A 16,693-nucleotide genomic window follows, 5' to 3' on the forward strand; every position below is an offset into this window, starting at 1 on the left:
AGTCCAGCCCGAGGCTGCACGCTCTTCGACGAACTGGCAGGCGGGAATCGTGAGGATCTTCGGCAAGGGACGGCACCGGCCCTCCGCCTCATGGCGGCAGGCCACCGACCGTGCGTTCACACTGATCGGCGACGGCCGGTACGAGGACGCGGGTGCGCTGCTGACACGTGCGGCGGACCTGGAGCCCTGGTTGTCCGAGTCCTGGTTCAACCTCGCGCTGCTGCACAAGTTCCGGCACGACTGGGAGCAGGCGCGGGCGGCCGGTCTGCGGGCCGTGGCGCTGCTCGACCGGGAGGCCGGGGCCCCCGACTGGTGGAACGTGGGAATCGCGGCGACCGCGCTGCAGGACTGGCCGCTGGCCCGGCGGGCCTGGCAGGCGTATGGCCTGCGGGTGCCCGGGGGGCCTTCCTGGCCCAAGGCCGACGCGGGTCCCACCGCCTCCGGTGAGCCGGTGGGCATGGACCTAGGCAGCGCGGCCGTACGGCTGTCGCCCGAGGGGGAGGCCGAGGTCGTGTGGGGGCGGCGGCTCGATCCCGCCCGTATGGAGGTCCTCTCCATCCCGCTGCCGTCCTCCGGGCGGCGCTGGGGCGAGGTCGTGCTGCACGACGGGGTGCCGCACGGCGAGCGGACCACGGCGGCCGGGCACACGTATCCCGTCTTCGACGAGATCGAGCTGTGGGCGCCGTCCCCCGTGCCCACCTGGGTCGTGCTGCTGGAGGCGGAGACCGAGGACGACCGGGACGCGCTGGAGCGGCTCGCGGCCGACGCGGGGTTCGCGGCGGAGGACTGGTCGTCCTCCGTACGGCTGCTGTGCCGGTTGTGTTCCGAGTCGCGGATGCCGTCCGACGAGGGCGACGGGGAGCATCTCGATCCGCACGATCACAGTGAGCCGGGGCACCCCGGGCCGCTGGGGCACCGGACGGACGGGCAGCTGTGGGTGCCGGAGCGGGAGTGCGGCCTCGCGGCCCCCGCCTCGCTGGTGCGGGGGCTGCTGGACGGGTGGGTCGCGGACAGTCCCGACTCCCGGGACTGGCGGGACCTCGAAGAGGTCTGTTAGGGGCCGGTACCCAGCGGGAGCTGCGGAGGTCGTCCGTCGGGCACGGGCCGTACCCTGTATGCGTAATCAGCACCCCCGTCCCCCCACACCTCCGTTTTCAGTACCTCTGTTTTCAGCACCCTGTTTTTCCGAGGAAGGCATACGTCGGTCATGGCGCAGCAGGACACCGATCAGCAGCACGTGGGCGTGCTCCCCGTGGACGACGAGGGCTTCGTCATCGACACCGAGGACGCGGAGGGGCGTGAGGCCGCCCACCGCGAGCGCGGGACCTCCCGGCCCATCACGGTCGTCGGGAACCCGGTGCTCCACAAGGAGTGCAAGGACGTCACGGAGTTCGGCGACGACCTCGGCAAGCTGGTCGACGACATGTTCGCCAGCCAGCGCACCGCCGAGGGCGTGGGCCTGGCCGCCAACCAGGTCGGCGTCGACCTCAAGGTCTTCGTCTACGACTGCCCGGACGACGAGGGCAAGCGGCACGTGGGCGTGGTCTGCAACCCCGTGCTCGTCGAGCTGCCCACCGACCGGCGCCAGCTGGACGAGAGCAACGAGGGCTGCCTCTCGGTGCCCACCGCGTACGCCCCGCTGGCCCGCCCCGACTACGCCGAGGTCACCGGCCAGGACGAGAAGGGCAACCCGATCAGGGTGCGCGGCACCGGTTACTTCGCGCGCTGCCTCCAGCACGAGACGGACCACCTGTACGGATACCTCTACATCGACCGGCTGTCCAAGCGCGAGCGCAAGGACGCGCTGCGGCAGATGGCCGAGAACGAACCGCGGTACCCCGTCGTCGCGAACGACTGAGGATCCACCCTCCTGACCGGTCGCGAACGGCCGGGACGGAGAACGACAGGCGGGACATGAGCGTCCCGCACCCACGGCGCCCGGTCGGATCCCTCTCCGACCGGGCGCCGCTCGTCCGTGCGTCCCGAGTTCGATCCTTTGTACGCCTTCGGCGACCTCTATTCAGTCACACATAGGGAGATTCTCGGCGCCGCGAGGTGGCGGGCCAAGCAAATCCGTTCCCAGAACGGTCAGTTGTAGTGCTGAATGGGAAGTGCGGGGATACGCAACGGCGCACGCCCGGCACAGCGGGAGGGGCGTGTCGTCAACAGGCGGCTGAGAGGGGTTTGTTCGTGCCTGCTTTCTCACGGAGCACCACAACGACGTGCACCTCGGTCCTCGTTCCACCGGCGCTCTCTCTCCCGGTGATCGAGGCCGAGTTTCCCCGTCAACTCCATCCGTATTGGCCGAAGCTCCAGGAGAACACCAGGGCCTGGCTCCTGGAAATGCGGCTCATGTCGGCGACCAAGGTCGCGGCATATGCCGACGGGCTTTGCTACACCGACCTCATGGCGGGCTACTACATAGGCGCGCCCGATGAGGTCCTCCAGGCGATAGCGGACTACAGCGCGTGGTTCTTCGTGTGGGACGACCGACACGACCGCGATATCGTCCACGGGAGGCCGGCGGCCTGGCAGCGCCTCAGGGGCCGGTTGCACGAGGCCCTCGACTCCCCGGAGGAGCACCTGTACCACCAGGATCCCCTGACCGCGGGACTCGCGGACAGCGTGGTGCGGCTGTACTCGTTCCTGGGCGAGGGGTGGAACGCGCGGTTCGCCGATCACTTCCACGACGTCATCGAGGCGTACGACCAGGAATTCCGCAATCGTATGTCGGGCACTGTCCCGACCGTCGAGGAATACCTCGAACTGCGTCGGCTGACTTTCGCGCACTGGATCTGGCTCGACCTCCTCGAACCGAGTGCAGAATGTGAACTCCCGGCTGTCGTGCGTTGCAATCCGGCGTACCGGCGGGCCGCTCTGCTGTGCCAGGACTTCGCCGCCTGGTACAACGATCTGTGCTCTCTCCCCAAGGAAATAGCGGGCGACGAGGTGCACAATCTCGGTATCAGTCTCATCCATCACGAAGGGATGCGGCTGGAAGAATCCGTAGCCGAAGTGAGGCGTCGGGTCGAGGAGTGCGTCACCGAATTCCTCGATGCCGAACAGGAGGTACTGAGGTACACGGAAAGGATGGATGACGGGTCCGTGTGGGGCGCTCGCTCAGCGACTGCCGTGCGGGCGTGTCTGTTCAATATGCGGAACTGGTTCAGCTCCGTGTACTGGTTCCACCACGAATCGGGACGGTACACGGTCGACAGCTGGGACGACCGCTCCACACCCCCGTACGTCGACAACGAAGCGGCAAACGAAGCGGCAGGTGAGAAATGACCGTCGAGTCCGTGCGGTCCGCTGTGCACCGAGCGGCAGAACTGTCCGTCCCGCCCTTGGCCGGAGGCGGTGTCCCCGGCCTCGGGCACGGCCTGAAACTGGCCCGCGACCCGCTGGCGTTCCTCGCCCGGCTGCGCGACGAGGGCGATGTCGTCCGGCTGAGGCTGGGCCCCAAGACGGTGTACGCCGTCACCACGCCGGAGCTCACCGGAGAGCTGGCGCTGAGCCCCGACTTCAAGATCGCCGGCCCTCTGTGGGAATCCCTCGAAGCCCTGCTCGGCAAGGAGGGGGTGGCGACCGCCAACGGGTCGCGGCACCGGCGTCAGCGGCGGACCATCCAGCCCGCGTTCCGGCTGGACGCGATCCCCGGGTACGGGCCGATCATGGAGGAGGAGGCGCACTCCCTCGCCGCGCGCTGGCGGCCCGGCGAGACGATCGACGGCACCGCCGAGTCGTTCCGGGTGGCCGTCCGCATCGCCGCCCGCTGTCTGCTGCGCGGCGACTTCATGGACGAGCGGGCCGAGCGGCTGAGCGTCGCGCTCGCCACCGTGTTCCGGGGCATGTACCGCCGTATGGTGATCCCGGCCGGACCGTTCTACCGGCTTCCGCTCCCGGCCCATCGCGCATTCGACCGCGCGCTGGCCGATCTGCACCTCCTCGTCGACGAGATCGTGGCCGAACGCCGCACATCAGGTCAAAATCCGGACGATTTGCTGACGGCATTGCTGGCGGCGAAGGACGGGAATGGCGAGCCCATCGGGGAACAGGAGATCCACGACCAGGTGGTCGCGATACTCACCCCCGGCAGCGAAACCGTCGCTTCCACGATCATGTGGATCCTCCAGGTCCTCACGGAGCACCCGGAACACGCGGACCGCATACGCGAAGAGGTCGGATCGGTCACGGGCGACCGCCCCGTCGCATTCGAGGACGTGCGAAAGCTGTCCCACACGAACAATGTCGTCGTCGAAGCCATGCGGTTGCGGCCCGCCGTATGGATATTGACGCGCCGGGCCGTGACCGGAACCGCACTCGGCGGGTATCGCATTCCGGCCGGGGCCGACCTCGTCTACAGTCCGTACGCGATACAGCGCGATGCGCGTTCCTACGGCGGGCATCTGGAGTTCGACCCCGACCGCTGGCTTCCGGAACGGGTAAAGGACGTGCCGAAGTACGCGATGAGTCCGTTCAGCGTGGGCAACCGGAAGTGCCCCAGTGACCACTTCTCGATGGCGCAGCTCGGCCTCGTCACGGCGGCGGTGGCCTCGCGCTGGCACCTGGAGCAGGTGTCCGGGTCGGACGACACGACGCGGGTCGGCATCACACTGCGTCCCCACCGGCTGCTGCTGAGGGCCGTGCCCCGGTGACCGCGCGGCGCGCGTTCAGGCGGCCCGCGCGCCCCTGAACGTGCGCCGGTACGCGTGCGGAGTCGTCCCCAGCACGCGGACGAACTGGTGGCGCAGCGCGGCCGCCGTCCCGAACCCGGTGCGGTCCGCGACGAAGTCCATCGTCTCGTCCGTGCCCTCCAGCAACTCCTGCGCCAGCAGCACCCGCTGACGCAGTATCCAGCGGTAGGGGGTGGTCCCCGTCTCCTGCTGGAAGCGGCGGGCGAAGGTGCGCGGGGACATGTGCGCGCGGGCGGCGAGCTGTTCGACGGTCACCTCCTGGTCGAGGTGGCGCTCCATCCAGACGAGCACCTCGCCGACCGTGTCGCACTGGGAGCGCGGCAGCGGACGCTCGACGTACTGGGCCTGGCCGCCGTCGCGGTGCGGGGGCACGATCATGCGGCGCGCGATGCTGTTGGCGACCTCCGGGCCCTGCTCCTTGCGGACGATGTGGAGGCAGGCGTCGATGCCGGAGGCGGTGCCCGCCGAGGTGATCACCGGGTCCTCGTCCACGTACAGCACGTCCGGTTCGACCTTCGCGCGCGGATGGCGCCGGGCCAGCTCCCCGGCCTGCTGCCAGTGGACCGCGCAGCGCCGCCCGTCGAGCAGACCGGCCGCGCCGAGCACGAAGACCCCGGAGCAGACGCTGAGCACCTTGGCGCCGCGGCCGGCGGCCCGGACCAGGGAGTCGAGCAGCTCGGGCGGGTAGCCGCGGCCGACGTAGTCGCTCCCGGCGGGCACGACGATCAGGTCGGCCTCCTCCAGCCGGTCGAGCCCGTACGGGGTGGAGACGGTGAACCCCGGGACATGCGTGTCGAGGTGGGGACCCTCGGCCGAGGCGACCGCGAAGTCGTACACCGGCAGCCCTTCGTCGCTGCGGTCGAGACCGAACACCTCGCACACGACGCCGAGTTCGAAGGGGTGCACACCGTGCAGCAGGACCGCGGCCACGTTTTGCAACATGCGGCCAGTGTGCACCCTGGCTGGCAGGAAATCGAGGGTGTGTGGCAGTCCTGCCACTCACGGTAAGGAGCGTTCGGCGTGACAGTGGTGTCCATGAACGCGACACAGCTGGAAGGCCTGATCGGAATGCTCACCGTCCTCGGAATCCTGGTCCTGCTCGTCCTCCCCCCGGCGGTCGGCGTCGTGCGCGACCGGCGCATCGACCGTCAGCTCAGGGAGGCCGAGCAGGATCCCCTGCGGGTCCCTCGGGTCCCGCGGGGCCTGCGGGGCCTGCGGGACCCGAGGGACCCGCAGGGTCAGAAGTCCTCGTCGAGGTCGACCGTCCCCTCCACCGCCACCTGGTACGCCGAGGGCCGGCGCTCGAAGAAGTTGGTCAGTTCCTGAACCCCCTGGAGCTCCATGAAGGAGAAGGGGTTCTCGGAGCCGTACACCGGTGCGAAACCGAGGCGCTGCAGGCGCTGGTCGGCGACGCACTCCAGGTACTGCCTCATCGAATCGGTGTTCATGCCCGGGAGGCCGTCACCGCACAGGTCGCGCGCGAACTGCAGCTCGGCCTCGACGGCCTCCCGCAGCATGTCCGTGACCTGCTCCCGGAGCAGGTCGTCGAAGAGGTCCGGCTCCTCCTTGCGGACGGTGTCGACCACCTCGAAGGCGAAGGACATGTGCATCGTCTCGTCGCGGAACACCCAGTTGGTACCGGTCGCCAGGCCGTGCAGCAGGCCCCGGCTGCGGAACCAGTAGACGTACGCGAAGGCCCCGTAGAAGAACAGCCCCTCGATGCACGCGGCGAAGCAGATGAGGTTGAGCAGGAAACGGCGCCGGTCGGCCTTCGTCTCCAGCCGGTCCAGCTTCTCCACCGAGTCCATCCACCTGAAGCAGAACTCGGCCTTCTCGCGGATGGACGGGATGCTCTCGACGGCGTCGAAGGCCGCCGCCCGGTCCGCCGGATCGGGCAGGTAGGTGTCGAGCAGCGTCAGATAGAACTGGACGTGCACGGCCTCCTCGAAGAGCTGGCGGCTCAGGTAGAGCCGCGCCTCGGGGGAGTTGATGTGCTTGTAGAGCGTCAGCACCAGGTTGTTCGCCACGATCGAGTCGCCCGTCGCGAAGAACGCGACCAGCCGGCCGATCATGTGCTGCTCGCCCGCCGACAGCTTCGCCAGGTCGGCGACGTCCGAGTGGAGGTCGACCTCCTCGACGGTCCAGGTGTTCTTGATCGCGTCCCGGTAGCGCTCGTAGAAGTCCGGGTAGCGCATGGGGCGCAGGGTCAGCTCGAAGCCGGGGTCGAGAAGGTTCTTCCCGGTCTTCCCGGTCTTCTCGGCTTTCCCGGTTTTCTCGGGGACGGTGGTCATCACTGGCAGGCCTCGCAGGACTCGGGGTTCTCAAGGGAGCAGGCGACCGCGTCGGGGTCGGCGGCCTGCTGGACGGGGACGGACTTCCCGGACGATGGCTGTGGCTGTGGCTGTGGCTGTGGCTGTGGCTGCGGCTGCTGGGCCCGGGCGGCACGGGCGATGCGGGTGGCCGGGCGCGAGCGCAGGTAGTACGTCGTCTTCAGCCCCGACCTCCAGGCGTACGCGTACATCGAGGAGAGCTTGCCGATGGTCGGCGTCTCCAGGAACAGGTTCAGCGACTGGGCCTGGTCCAGGAACGGGGTCCGGGCGGCGGCCATGTCGATCAGGCCGCGCTGCGGGATCTCCCACGCCGTGCGGTACAGGTCGCGTACGTCCTGCGGGACCCAGGTGAATCCCTGCACCGAGCCGCCCGACTCGCGCAGCGCCTCCCGGGTCTGCGCGTCCCACACGCCGAGCTGCTTCAGCTCGGCCACCAGGTAGGAGTTGACCTGGAGGAACTCACCGGACAGCGTCTCGCGCTTGAACAGGTTGGAGACCTGCGGCTCGATGCACTCGTACACCCCCGCGATGGACGCGATGGTGGCGGTGGGCGCGATGGCGAGCAGCAGCGAGTTGCGCATGCCGACGGCGGCGATCCGCTCCCGCAGGGCCGCCCAGCGCTCCGGCCAGTTCAGCTCGACGTCGTAGTGGTCCGGGTGCAGCACGCCCCGGGCCGTACGGGTCTTCTCCCAGGCGGGCAGCGGGCCGTCGCGCTCGGCGAGGTCGGCGGACGCCCCGTACGCGGCCAGCATGATCCGCTCGGCGATCCGGGTGGAGAGGGCCTGCGCCCGCGCGGAGTCGAACGGCAGCCGCAGCTTGAAGAAGACGTCCTGCAGGCCCATCACGCCCAGGCCCACCGGCCGCCACCGGCTGTTGGAGCGGCCCGCCTGCTCGGTCGGGTAGAAGTTGATGTCGACGACCCGGTCGAGGAAGGTGACGGCGGTACGGACGGTCGCGTCCAGGCGCTCCCAGTCGATGTCACCGGCGTCGGTGTCCACGAAGGCACCCAGGTTGACCGAGCCGAGGTTGCAGACCGCGGTCTCGCCGTCGTCCGTGACCTCAAGGATCTCGGTGCACAGGTTCGAGGAGTGGACCGTGTGGCCGGGCAGCGCCGTCTGGTTGGCGGTGCGGTTGGCGGCGTCCTTGAAGGTCATCCAGCCGTTGCCGGTCTGCGCGAGGGTGCGCATCATGCGGCCGTACAGCTCCCGGGCCGGGATGGTCCTCCTCGCGAGTCCCCGCTCCTCCGCCCCGCGGTACGCGGCGTCGAACTCCCCGCCCCACAGGTCGACCAGCTCGGGCACGTCCGAGGGCGAGAACAGCGACCAGTCGCGGTTCTCGTCCACCCGGCGCATGAACTCGTCCGGGACCCAGTGCGCGAGGTTCAGGTTGTGGGTGCGCCGGGCGTCCTCGCCGGTGTTGTCGCGCAGCTCCAGGAACTCCTCGACGTCGGAGTGCCAGGTCTCCAGGTAGACCGCGGCGGCGCCCTTGCGCCGACCGCCCTGGTTCACCGCGGCGACCGAGGCGTCGAGGGTCTTCAGGAACGGGACGATGCCGTTCGAGTGCCCGTTCGTGCCGCGGATCAGCGAACCGCGGGAGCGGATCCGGGAGAACGGCAGGCCGATGCCGCCCGCGTGCTTGGAGAGGCGGGCCACCTGGTGGTAACGGTCGTAGAGGGAGTCCAGCTCGTCCAGCGGCGAGTCGAGGAGGTAGCAGGACGACATCTGGGGGTGCCGCGTACCGGAGTTGAAGAGAGTGGGGGAGGAGGGCAGGTAGTCGAGGCGGCTCATCAGCCGGTACAGGGAGGCCACCTCGTCGACGGAGCGGTCCGTGTCGTCCTGGGCGAGACCGCTCGCCACCCGCAGCATGAAGTACTGGGGCGTCTCGACGACGGACCGGGTGACCGGGTGCCGCAGCAGGTACCGGCTGTGCAGGGTGCGCAGGCCGAAGTAGCCGAAGCGGTCGTCGGCGCCCTCGGCCAGGGAGGCGTCGGCCAGCGCGTCGAGACGGGCCGCGTGGACGCGTACGAACTCGGCCGTGCGGTCGGCGATCAGGCCCTCGCGGTGGCCGGTGGCGACCGACCCGGAGAAGGAGCGCACGCCCTGCGAGGCGGCCTCCGCGGCGATGGCCACCGTCAGCAGGCGGGCGGCCAGCTTCGAGTACACCGGGTCCTCGGAGATGAGGCCCGCGGCCGCCTCCGTGGCGAGTTCGCGCAGCTCCGGCTCGTCCGCGGCGGCGGACCGGCCGCGCAGGGCCGCGGCGGCGACCCGGCCGGGGTCGGCACCGGGGAGGTCGGCGGTGAAGTCGGTCAGCATCCGCAGCAACGCGGTTCCCGGTCCGTCGGCCTCGGCCCTGTCCTGCTGGTCCCGGCCCGCTGTCGCGGAGACCGGATCGGCTGGCGCGATGGTCACGTGGGGCACTCCCTCGCTCGGCACGGAACCTGCGGGGAGGGGTCGGGGCACACGGGGGTACACGCGCTGCGCCGCGGTACTCCGCGTCCACCGGCCCACTCCACGAGGCCCGGACGTCCTGCACCCGGGCCGGACGGTCCGGGTGCGCTGCCGGCAGGTCCTCGGACTGACTCCGTACGACGGCGGGCGGGCATGCGGAAAGAAAGACATGCGGGCATACGCGTACGAGTACACCGTTGCGGGACAGTTCCGGATTCGCACCGGATTCCCCTGCGGCGACAGCGAGCATGAGCATACATCTTGTGCCGGGCTCCGGAACCGCCCCCACATGTTGTGTCGTTGTCGGCTTCGGGCGCTGTGGCGGTGGTGGGCCGGAAGGTGTCGGAACCGCAGTCGGTGGGTGCGGGGCATGATGTCGTCCAGGTCCGGGAGGGGGTTCCGGTCCCGGTCCGGATCACGGGTGGAGCCGGGGCGCCCGTGGACGCGGTGGGCGTTCCGAAGGACGGCGGCGGCCGCCGGGTCTGCGGCGCGGCGGGCGGAGTTCAGCCGTCGGCGGGCCACCGCGGCAGGGTCGCGGCGAAGTCGTCCGTGAAGTCGCGCGGGCCCGGACCCAGGGCGACGCGGCCGGTGAGACGGACCCGCGCGGTCAGGGCCGGCGACTCGGGGTAGTGGACCCGCCCGGCGGCCGAGGGCACGAACACGGTCTGGCCACGCGTGAGTTCGGTGGCGGACTCGACGACGACCGCGCCCTCCGCGAGCGTCACGAACGACTCGTCCGCGCACACGCCGACGGCGAGCGGATCGTGCAGCGGGCAGGTGCCGTCCCCGCCGCCGCGCCGGTACGCGTCCATGTAGAACCGCAGCAGCCGCGCGGCGAGCGCGGTACCGGGGCCAGCCGCCTCCAGGGCCGCGAGGCCGGCGGGCCCGAACAGCCAGCCGTGCGAGGCGTCCAGGTCGACCATGGTGAACGGGATGCCGGAGGACAGGACCAGCTCGGCGGCGTCCGGGTCGGCCCACATGTTGAACTCGGCGACCGGGGTGACGTTCCCGGGCACCCGGGCGGCGCCGCCCATGAACACGAACCGGCGCACGCGCAGGGCGAAGGCGGGGTCCTCCAGGAGCGCGACCGCCACGTTCGTGAGGGGGCCCGTGGCGCATACGGTCAGTTCGCCCTCGTACTCCCGGGACAGCCGCAGCAGCGCCTGCGCGGAGGACTCGGGCGGATGCGCGGCGGTCGAGTCCGGCAGCGTCTCGTGGGCGAGGCCCGCGGGGCCGTGGAAGTCGTCGGCGACGCGGTACGGGAGACGGGTCAGCGGGCGGCCCGCGCCGCGGTGGACGGGGACGTCGGCGTCGATGCGCAGGGCCCGGGCCAGCCCGCGGGCGTTGCGGTAGGTCTGCTCGGCGGGCAGGTTGCCGCCGACCGAGGTGTACGCCTTGAGGTCCCACAGTCCCGTCCCGAGCAGGTACTGGAGGGCGACGGCGTCGTCGATACCGGGGTCGCTGTCGAGGACGATGGGGGCGCGAGGGGTCACACGGCCAGCGTAGGCCGGGTGTTCCGCCCCCGCTGCTTCTCCCCTTCCCCGGGGTTTCCCGGGGTTTCCCGGGGAAGGGGAGAAGCAGCGGGGGCGGGAACCCTAGTGCCCGGCCCCCGCCGTGGCCGGCGGCAGCTCCACCCGGACACCCTTGTCGCCGGCGTCCGCCGTGTAGTCCCCGGCGGAGGTCTCGTCGACCCCGTCGGGAGCCTTCACGGCCCGCAGGACGAACGTCAGCGCCACGGTCACCAGCACGTTCAGCACGAACGCCGTCAGCCCGATGTACCCGATCTCCCCGATCCCGGGGATCTCCTTCGACGAGCCACCGAAGTGCTTCTGGGTCGGCGAGGCCACCCCGTAGGCGGCGACCGTGCCGTACACCATGCCGACCGCCCAGCCCGCGAGCAGCGCCCACCGGTGGAACCAGCGGGTGAACAGACCGCCGACCAGGGCCGGGAAGGTCTGCAGGATCCAGATGCCGCCGAGCAGCTGGAAGTTGATCGCGACCGTCTTGTCCATGGTCAGCACGAAGGCCAGCGCACCCACCTTCACCAGGAGCGAGACCAGCTTGGAGACCTTGGTCTCCTGGGCGGGCGTCGCGTCGGGCCTGATGAAGTCCTTGTAGATGTTGCGGGTGAACAGGTTCGCCGCCGCGATGGACATGATGGCCGCCGGCACGAGCGCGCCGATGCCGATCGCCGCGAAGGCCACACCCGCGAACCAGTCGGGGAACATGGTCTCGAAGAGCTGCGGGATCGCCAGCTGCCCGTTGTCCACCTTGATGCCGGCCGCGATCGCCATGAAGCCGAGCAGCGCGAGCAGGCCCAGCATCAGCGAGTACAGCGGCAGGATCGTGGTGTTGCGCCGGATCACCTCACGGCTGCGGCTGGAGAGCGTCGCCGTGATCGAGTGCGGGTACATGAAGAGGGCCAGCGCCGAGCCGAGGGCGAGGGTCGCGTACGTCCACTGACCCGCCTCGTTCGGTGCCAGGGAGCCACGGGGCGCGCCGGTCGCCGGGTTGGTCTGGCTGTACGCCTCACCCGCCTTGGCGAAGATCTCGTCGAAGCCGCCCAGCTTGATCGGGATGTAGATGATCGCGACGGCGATGACGATGTAGATCAGCGTGTCCTTGACGAACGCGATCAGGGCGGGCGCGCGCAGCCCGGACGAGTACGTGTACGCGGCCAGCACACCGAAGGCGATGAGCAGCGGCAGGTCCTTGACGAACCAGTTGGTGTCCTCGCCGCCGCCGACGCCCATCACGTCGAGGACGGCCTGGATGCCCACCAGTTGCAGCGCGATGTACGGCATCGTCGCGAGGATGCCGGTGACGGCGACCGCGAGCGACAGCCCCTTCGAGCCGAAGCGCCCCCGCACGAAGTCCGATGTCGTCACGTACCCGTGCTTGTGCGACACCGACCACAGGCGGGGGAGGAAGGTGAAGATCAAGGGGTAGACCAGGATCGTGTACGGGACGGCGAAGAAGCCCGCCGCGCCCGCCGCGTAGATGGCCGCCGGGACCGCCACGAACGTATACGCCGTGTAGAGGTCGCCGCCCAGCAGGAACCAGGTCACCCAGGTGCCGAAGGACCGTCCGCCCAGCCCCCACTCGTCGAGGCTGTGCTCGTCGGCGGCCCGGCGCCAGCGCGAAGCCAGGAAGCCCATGACCGTGACGGCCAGGAAGAAGAAGATGAAGACGGCGAGCGCGACGCCGTTCACGCCGTCCTTCATGCGGACGCGCCCCCGTCCTGCGCCTTGCGGACGCGCTGGTCACGGTTCCACAGCACGTACGCGGTCATCGTGAGCGCGGTCGAGACGAGCACCCACAGCATCTGGTACCAGTAGAAGAAGGGGATGCCGATGAAGGTCGGGTCGACCTTCGCGTACGAGCCCACCCAGAGCATGGCCACGAACGGCGCGACCAGACAGAGGGCGATCACCACGCGGACCGGCGTCACCACCGGCGGTTTCCCTTCGGGCGCTCTCGGCGCATCCGGCGTTTTCGACATACGGCGGCTCCGTCCCCTTACTGATCACCTGTGCAACGCGCAGGAAATCTAAGGGACGGTTTCGCTTTATGGAACCCCTGTCCGCATAACGGATGTGCTGGGGCGTCCCCCGTCCGCCGGTGGCGTCCACCTGCCGCCGCCGATGACGCCCACCTGCCGCCGCCGGTGTCAGCAGCAGCGGAAACCCTGCCGCGGATCAGCCTCCTGACGGTCCGTGCGCATCCGCTCGAACTCCCGCCGCGAGGGCACCTCCGCGCCGGGCCGGTTCTCGCGCAGGTACGCGGCGTAGCGGTCGTACGCGGACTCGTCGGTGAGCTCCCGCACGTACCAGCGCACGCCCCTAACCGCGCGGTTCAGCGCCGACCGCATCGCGTGCCTCCTTCTTCTCCTGCCCGGTCGGGATCAGCCCGGCCGGAGCGACGATCCGCGACTCGACGTACGGCGCCTCGCTGAGCGAGGAGAGCGCGGGACGGCGTACGTGCCGGACGCACACCCTCGTCGCGTCCGCGATCACGATGACGATGAGCAGGGCCAGGACCGCCGTCAGGACACCGTCGACCGTGGAGTTCGTGACGATCGTGTGCATGTCGTCCATGTTCTTCGCAGGTGCGATGACCTCGCCCCGGTCGATGCCGTCCTGGTAGACCGAGCGCTGCTCGAAGAAGCCGACGCGCGGATCGCTGGAGAAGACCTTCTGCCAGCTCGCGGTCAGGGTGACCGTGGCGTCCCAGAGAAGGGGGATCCCGGTGACCCAGGCCCACCTGAGGCGGCCGGACTTCACCAGCAGGGTCGTGCAGACCGCCAGGGCGACCGCGGCGAGGAGCTGGTTGGAGATGCCGAAGACCGGGAACAGCTGGTTGATCCCGCCGAGCGGTTCATGGACGCCCACCCACAGGAAGTAACCCCACAGACCGCAGACGATGCCGCTCGTGATGACGAGCCCGGGCTTCCAGCTCACGTCCCTGAAGGGTTTGTAGAGGTTGCCCAGCGTGTCCTGGAGCATGAAGCGGCCCACCCGGGTGCCCGCGTCGAGCGCGGTCAGGATGAACAGCGCCTCGAACATGATCGCGAAGTGGTACCAGAAAGCGCGCAGACCACCCCCGGTGACCTGGGAGAAGATCTCCGAGACGCCGACCGCGAGGGTGGGTGCGCCGCCGGTCCGCGACAGCAGGGACGACTCCTCGACGTTCTTCGCCGCGGCGGCCAGGTCCTCGGGCGAGATCCGGTAGCCCCAGCCGCCCACCACCTGGGAGGCGTTCTGGACCGTGTCGCCGATGACCCCGGCGGGCGCGTTCATCGCGAAGTACAGGCCCGGGTCGATGACGGACGCCGCGATCAGCGCCATGACCGCCACGGACGACTCCATGAGCATGGAGCCGTACCCGATCACGCGGACCTGCGTCTCCTTCTGGATCATCTTCGGCGTGGTGCCGGAGGAGATCAGGGAGTGGAAGCCGGAGAGCGCCCCACAGGCGATGGTGATGAAGACGAACGGGAAGAGCGAGCCCGCGAAGACCGGGCCGTCGCCCTGCGAGGCGAAGTCCGTCACCCCGTCCATCCTCAGCGTCGGCAGCGCGATGACGACCCCGAGCGCGAGCAGCACGATCGTGCCGATCTTCATGAACGTGGAGAGGTAGTCACGGGGCGCCAGCAGCATCCACACCGGCAGGATCGACGCGATGAAGCCGTACGCCACCAGCCAGACGACCAGGGTCGAGGGCGCCAGCGTGAAGGTGCCGGCCCAGGACGACTCGGCGACCCAGCGTCCGGCGATCAGCGCGAACAGCAGGAGGGCCACGCCGATCAGTGAGACCTCGGCGACCCGGCCGGGCCGCAGGACCCGCAGGTAGAAGCCCATCAGCAGGGCGATGGGGACCGTCATCGCGATGGAGAAGGTGCCCCATGGCGACTGGGCGAGCGCGTTGACGACGACCAGCGCGAGCACCCCGAGCAGGACGATCATGATGGCGAAGGCGGCGAGCAGGGCGGCCGCGCCGCCGAACGGGCCGATCTCCTCGCGCGCCATCTGCCCCAGCGACCTGCCGTCCCGGCGGGTGGAGAAGAAGAGGACGACCATGTCCTGGACCGCGCCCGCGAAGATCACGCCGACGATGATCCAGATGGTGCCGGGCAGGTACCCCATCTGCGCGGCCAGTACGGGCCCCACCAGGGGGCCCGCGCCGGCGATCGCCGCGAAGTGGTGGCCGAGCAGTACGCGCCGGTCGGTGGGGTGGAAGTCGATGCCGTTGTTGAGCCGCTCGGCCGGGGTGGCCCGGGTCCCGTCGACCTTCAGCACCTTGTGGGCGATGAACTTCGCGTAGAAACGGTAGGCGATGGCGTACGAGCCGAGGGCGGCCGCCACCATCCAGGCGGCCGACACCTCCTCGCCCCGCGAGAGCGCGAGCACGGACCAGCCGGCCGCGCTCACCAGCGCGACGAGGGTCCAGATGACGATGGTGCGGGGGCTTGCCTTGAGAGGGCTGTCGGTGCGCACGGGCCGTCCTCCCGTCCATGGATGACGGAAGGACGGTAGAACAGGACGGTGACCGGCGCCACACCGCAAACACCGTCATCCGTACACCCGTCGGACTTCCGTCCGCCGGGTGGTGCCGGGGCACGGTCGACTGTCCGTCGTGGGGCACGTGCGACCGCCGCTTTTCAGGGGCGCGGGGGAACTGCGCGACCGGCCACAGCGGACCCGCACCCGGCAGCGCACCTCGCCGCCCGGGCCCGCGGATTGCTCCGGTCCGCGGACCTCTTCAGTGCGCTGACCGCTCCAGTGCGCGGATCCCCTCAGTCCGCAGGCCTCTTCAGCCGTGCAACGAACTTGTACCGGTCCCCCCGGTACACCGACCGCACCCACTCCACCGGCTGCTCGTCCTTGTCGAGCGAGTGCCGCGACAGCATCAGCATCGGCAACCCCACGTCCGTGCCGAGCAGCCCCGCCTCCCGGGGAGTGGCGAGCGAGGTCTCGATCGTCTCCTCCGCCTCGGCCAGGTGCACGTCGTACACCTCCGCCAACGCCGTGTACAGCGAGGTGTACTTCACCAGCGACCGCCGCAGCGCGGGAAACCGCTTCGCGGACAGATGCGTGGTCTCGATCGCCATGGGCTCCCCGCTCGCGAGCCGCAACCGCTCGATCCGCAGCACCCGCCCCCCGGCGGTGATGTCGAGCAGCCCGGCCAGCGTGTCGTCGGCGGTGATGTACCCGACGTCCAGCAGCTGCGAGGTGGGCTCCAGCCCCTGCGCCCGCATGTCCTCGGTGTACGAAGTGAGCTGCAGGGCCTGCGACACCTTCGGCTTGGCCACGAACGTGCCCTTGCCCTGGATGCGTTCGAGGCGCCCCTCGACGACCAGCTCCTGGAGCGCCTGGCGCACGGTCGTGCGCGAGGTGTCGAACTCGGCGGCCAGCGTGCGCTCGGGCGGCACCGGCGTACCCGGCGGAAGCGTGTCCGTCATGTCGAGCAGGTGCTTCTTCAGGCGGTAGTACTTGGGCACGCGCGCGGTACGGATGGGGGCCCCACCCTCGTTCTCCGCACTGCTGACGTCGGTGCTCATACTCTGCCTTCCCGGCTCCGGGTGCCGATGCGGCACGACGTACGCGTCGGCCACGGCTCACATCGTGGCACGCCCCACCGTGCGGGTGTCCCCCCGCACGCTGCGTGATCCCCTCTATATACCGTCGGGGTCCCTTTTGGTCTAGTCCACAGAGTGAGCGGA

Annotated in this window: 14 protein-coding genes and 1 riboswitch; of the genes, 5 read left to right on the top strand and 9 right to left on the bottom strand. The window is 69.9% G+C overall.

The window, feature by feature from the left end:
* Positions 1-49 precede the first annotated feature (49 nt).
* The 4 genes from KM933_RS01685 (at position 50) to KM933_RS01700 (ending at position 4,655) form a co-directional block, all read left to right on the top strand.
* Positions 50-1,057, top strand: a complete 1,008-nt coding sequence (locus tag KM933_RS01685) for a tetratricopeptide repeat protein (protein ID WP_221347951.1) — start codon at positions 50-52, stop codon at positions 1,055-1,057.
* 150 nt (positions 1,058-1,207) lie between these two features.
* The gene (gene def / locus KM933_RS01690) at positions 1,208-1,858 is read left to right on the top strand and encodes a peptide deformylase (RefSeq protein WP_221347952.1); all 651 of its coding nucleotides are present in this window, start codon (positions 1,208-1,210) and stop codon (positions 1,856-1,858) included.
* Positions 1,859-2,190: 332 nt separating this feature from the next.
* Positions 2,191-3,288: an epi-isozizaene synthase gene (gene cyc1 / locus KM933_RS01695; protein ID WP_221347953.1), complete on the top strand. Its 1,098-nt coding sequence runs from the start codon at positions 2,191-2,193 to the stop codon at positions 3,286-3,288.
* Positions 3,285-4,655: a bifunctional albaflavenone monooxygenase/terpene synthase gene (locus KM933_RS01700; protein ID WP_221347954.1), complete on the top strand. Its 1,371-nt coding sequence runs from the start codon at positions 3,285-3,287 to the stop codon at positions 4,653-4,655. Before cyc1 ends, KM933_RS01700 begins: the two co-directional genes overlap by 4 nt.
* Positions 4,656-4,670: 15 nt before the next feature.
* Here the strand turns inward: KM933_RS01700 and KM933_RS01705 are convergent, their stop codons facing one another.
* Complete coding sequence (locus KM933_RS01705; protein ID WP_221347955.1) at positions 4,671-5,636, bottom strand: helix-turn-helix domain-containing protein; 966 nt, start codon at positions 5,634-5,636, stop codon at positions 4,671-4,673.
* Positions 5,637-5,729: 93 nt separating this feature from the next.
* Between KM933_RS01705 and KM933_RS01710 the strand changes: the two genes are divergently transcribed.
* Entirely contained in the window at positions 5,730-6,020 is a 291-nt protein-coding gene (locus KM933_RS01710; RefSeq protein WP_221347956.1) for a hypothetical protein, read from the top strand.
* Here the strand turns inward: KM933_RS01710 and KM933_RS01715 are convergent.
* The 8 genes from KM933_RS01715 to KM933_RS01750 form a co-directional block, all read right to left on the bottom strand.
* Positions 5,933-6,985: a ribonucleotide-diphosphate reductase subunit beta gene (locus tag KM933_RS01715; protein ID WP_221347957.1), complete on the bottom strand. Its 1,053-nt coding sequence runs from the start codon at positions 6,983-6,985 to the stop codon at positions 5,933-5,935. The genes KM933_RS01710 and KM933_RS01715 overlap by 88 nt on opposite strands.
* Positions 6,985-9,432: a ribonucleoside-diphosphate reductase subunit alpha gene (locus tag KM933_RS01720; protein WP_221347958.1), complete on the bottom strand. Its 2,448-nt coding sequence runs from the start codon at positions 9,430-9,432 to the stop codon at positions 6,985-6,987. The genes KM933_RS01715 and KM933_RS01720 overlap by 1 nt, the downstream gene beginning before the upstream one ends.
* A 135-nt stretch (positions 9,433-9,567) precedes the next feature.
* Positions 9,568-9,770: riboswitch (cobalamin riboswitch) on the bottom strand.
* A gap of 204 nt (positions 9,771-9,974) precedes the next feature.
* Positions 9,975-10,964, bottom strand: a complete 990-nt coding sequence (locus tag KM933_RS01725; RefSeq protein WP_221347959.1) for a nucleoside hydrolase — start codon at positions 10,962-10,964, stop codon at positions 9,975-9,977.
* Between the two features lie 102 nt (positions 10,965-11,066).
* Positions 11,067-12,695 carry a monocarboxylate uptake permease MctP gene (gene mctP, locus KM933_RS01730; protein WP_221347960.1) on the bottom strand — a complete coding sequence of 543 codons (1,629 nt, stop codon included), beginning with the start codon at positions 12,693-12,695 and terminating at the stop codon, positions 11,067-11,069.
* A complete protein-coding gene (locus KM933_RS01735; protein WP_221347961.1) occupies positions 12,692-12,973 on the bottom strand; it encodes a DUF3311 domain-containing protein in 282 nt (93 codons plus the stop codon). Before KM933_RS01735 ends, mctP begins: the two co-directional genes overlap by 4 nt.
* A 168-nt stretch (positions 12,974-13,141) precedes the next feature.
* Positions 13,142-13,342, bottom strand: coding sequence for a YbdD/YjiX family protein (locus tag KM933_RS01740; protein WP_221347962.1), 201 nt, complete (start codon positions 13,340-13,342; stop codon positions 13,142-13,144).
* Positions 13,314-15,467 carry a carbon starvation CstA family protein gene (locus tag KM933_RS01745; RefSeq protein ID WP_221347963.1) on the bottom strand — a complete coding sequence of 718 codons (2,154 nt, stop codon included), beginning with the start codon at positions 15,465-15,467 and terminating at the stop codon, positions 13,314-13,316. The genes KM933_RS01740 and KM933_RS01745 overlap by 29 nt, the downstream gene beginning before the upstream one ends.
* Positions 15,468-15,766: 299 nt before the next feature.
* Positions 15,767-16,531 carry a GntR family transcriptional regulator gene (locus KM933_RS01750; RefSeq protein WP_173894651.1) on the bottom strand — a complete coding sequence of 255 codons (765 nt, stop codon included), beginning with the start codon at positions 16,529-16,531 and terminating at the stop codon, positions 15,767-15,769.
* Between the last annotated feature and the right edge of the window lie 162 nt (positions 16,532-16,693).

The organism is Streptomyces beigongshangae, assembly GCF_019710745.1.
GTDB lineage: Bacteria > Actinomycetota > Actinomycetes > Streptomycetales > Streptomycetaceae > Streptomyces > Streptomyces beigongshangae.

Coding starts and splice junctions, on each gene's coding strand:
- KM933_RS01710 (WP_221347956.1), top strand. CDS start 5,730: ATGAACGCGACACAGCTGGAAGGCCTGATCGGAATGCTCACCGTCCTC.
- mctP (WP_221347960.1), bottom strand. CDS start 12,695: ATGAAGGACGGCGTGAACGGCGTCGCGCTCGCCGTCTTCATCTTCTTC.
- def (WP_221347952.1), top strand. CDS start 1,208: ATGGCGCAGCAGGACACCGATCAGCAGCACGTGGGCGTGCTCCCCGTG.
- KM933_RS01705 (WP_221347955.1), bottom strand. CDS start 5,636: ATGTTGCAAAACGTGGCCGCGGTCCTGCTGCACGGTGTGCACCCCTTC.
- KM933_RS01750 (WP_173894651.1), bottom strand. CDS start 16,531: ATGAGCACCGACGTCAGCAGTGCGGAGAACGAGGGTGGGGCCCCCATC.
- KM933_RS01715 (WP_221347957.1), bottom strand. CDS start 6,985: ATGACCACCGTCCCCGAGAAAACCGGGAAAGCCGAGAAGACCGGGAAG.
- KM933_RS01700 (WP_221347954.1), top strand. CDS start 3,285: ATGACCGTCGAGTCCGTGCGGTCCGCTGTGCACCGAGCGGCAGAACTG.
- KM933_RS01740 (WP_221347962.1), bottom strand. CDS start 13,342: ATGCGGTCGGCGCTGAACCGCGCGGTTAGGGGCGTGCGCTGGTACGTG.
- KM933_RS01735 (WP_221347961.1), bottom strand. CDS start 12,973: ATGTCGAAAACGCCGGATGCGCCGAGAGCGCCCGAAGGGAAACCGCCG.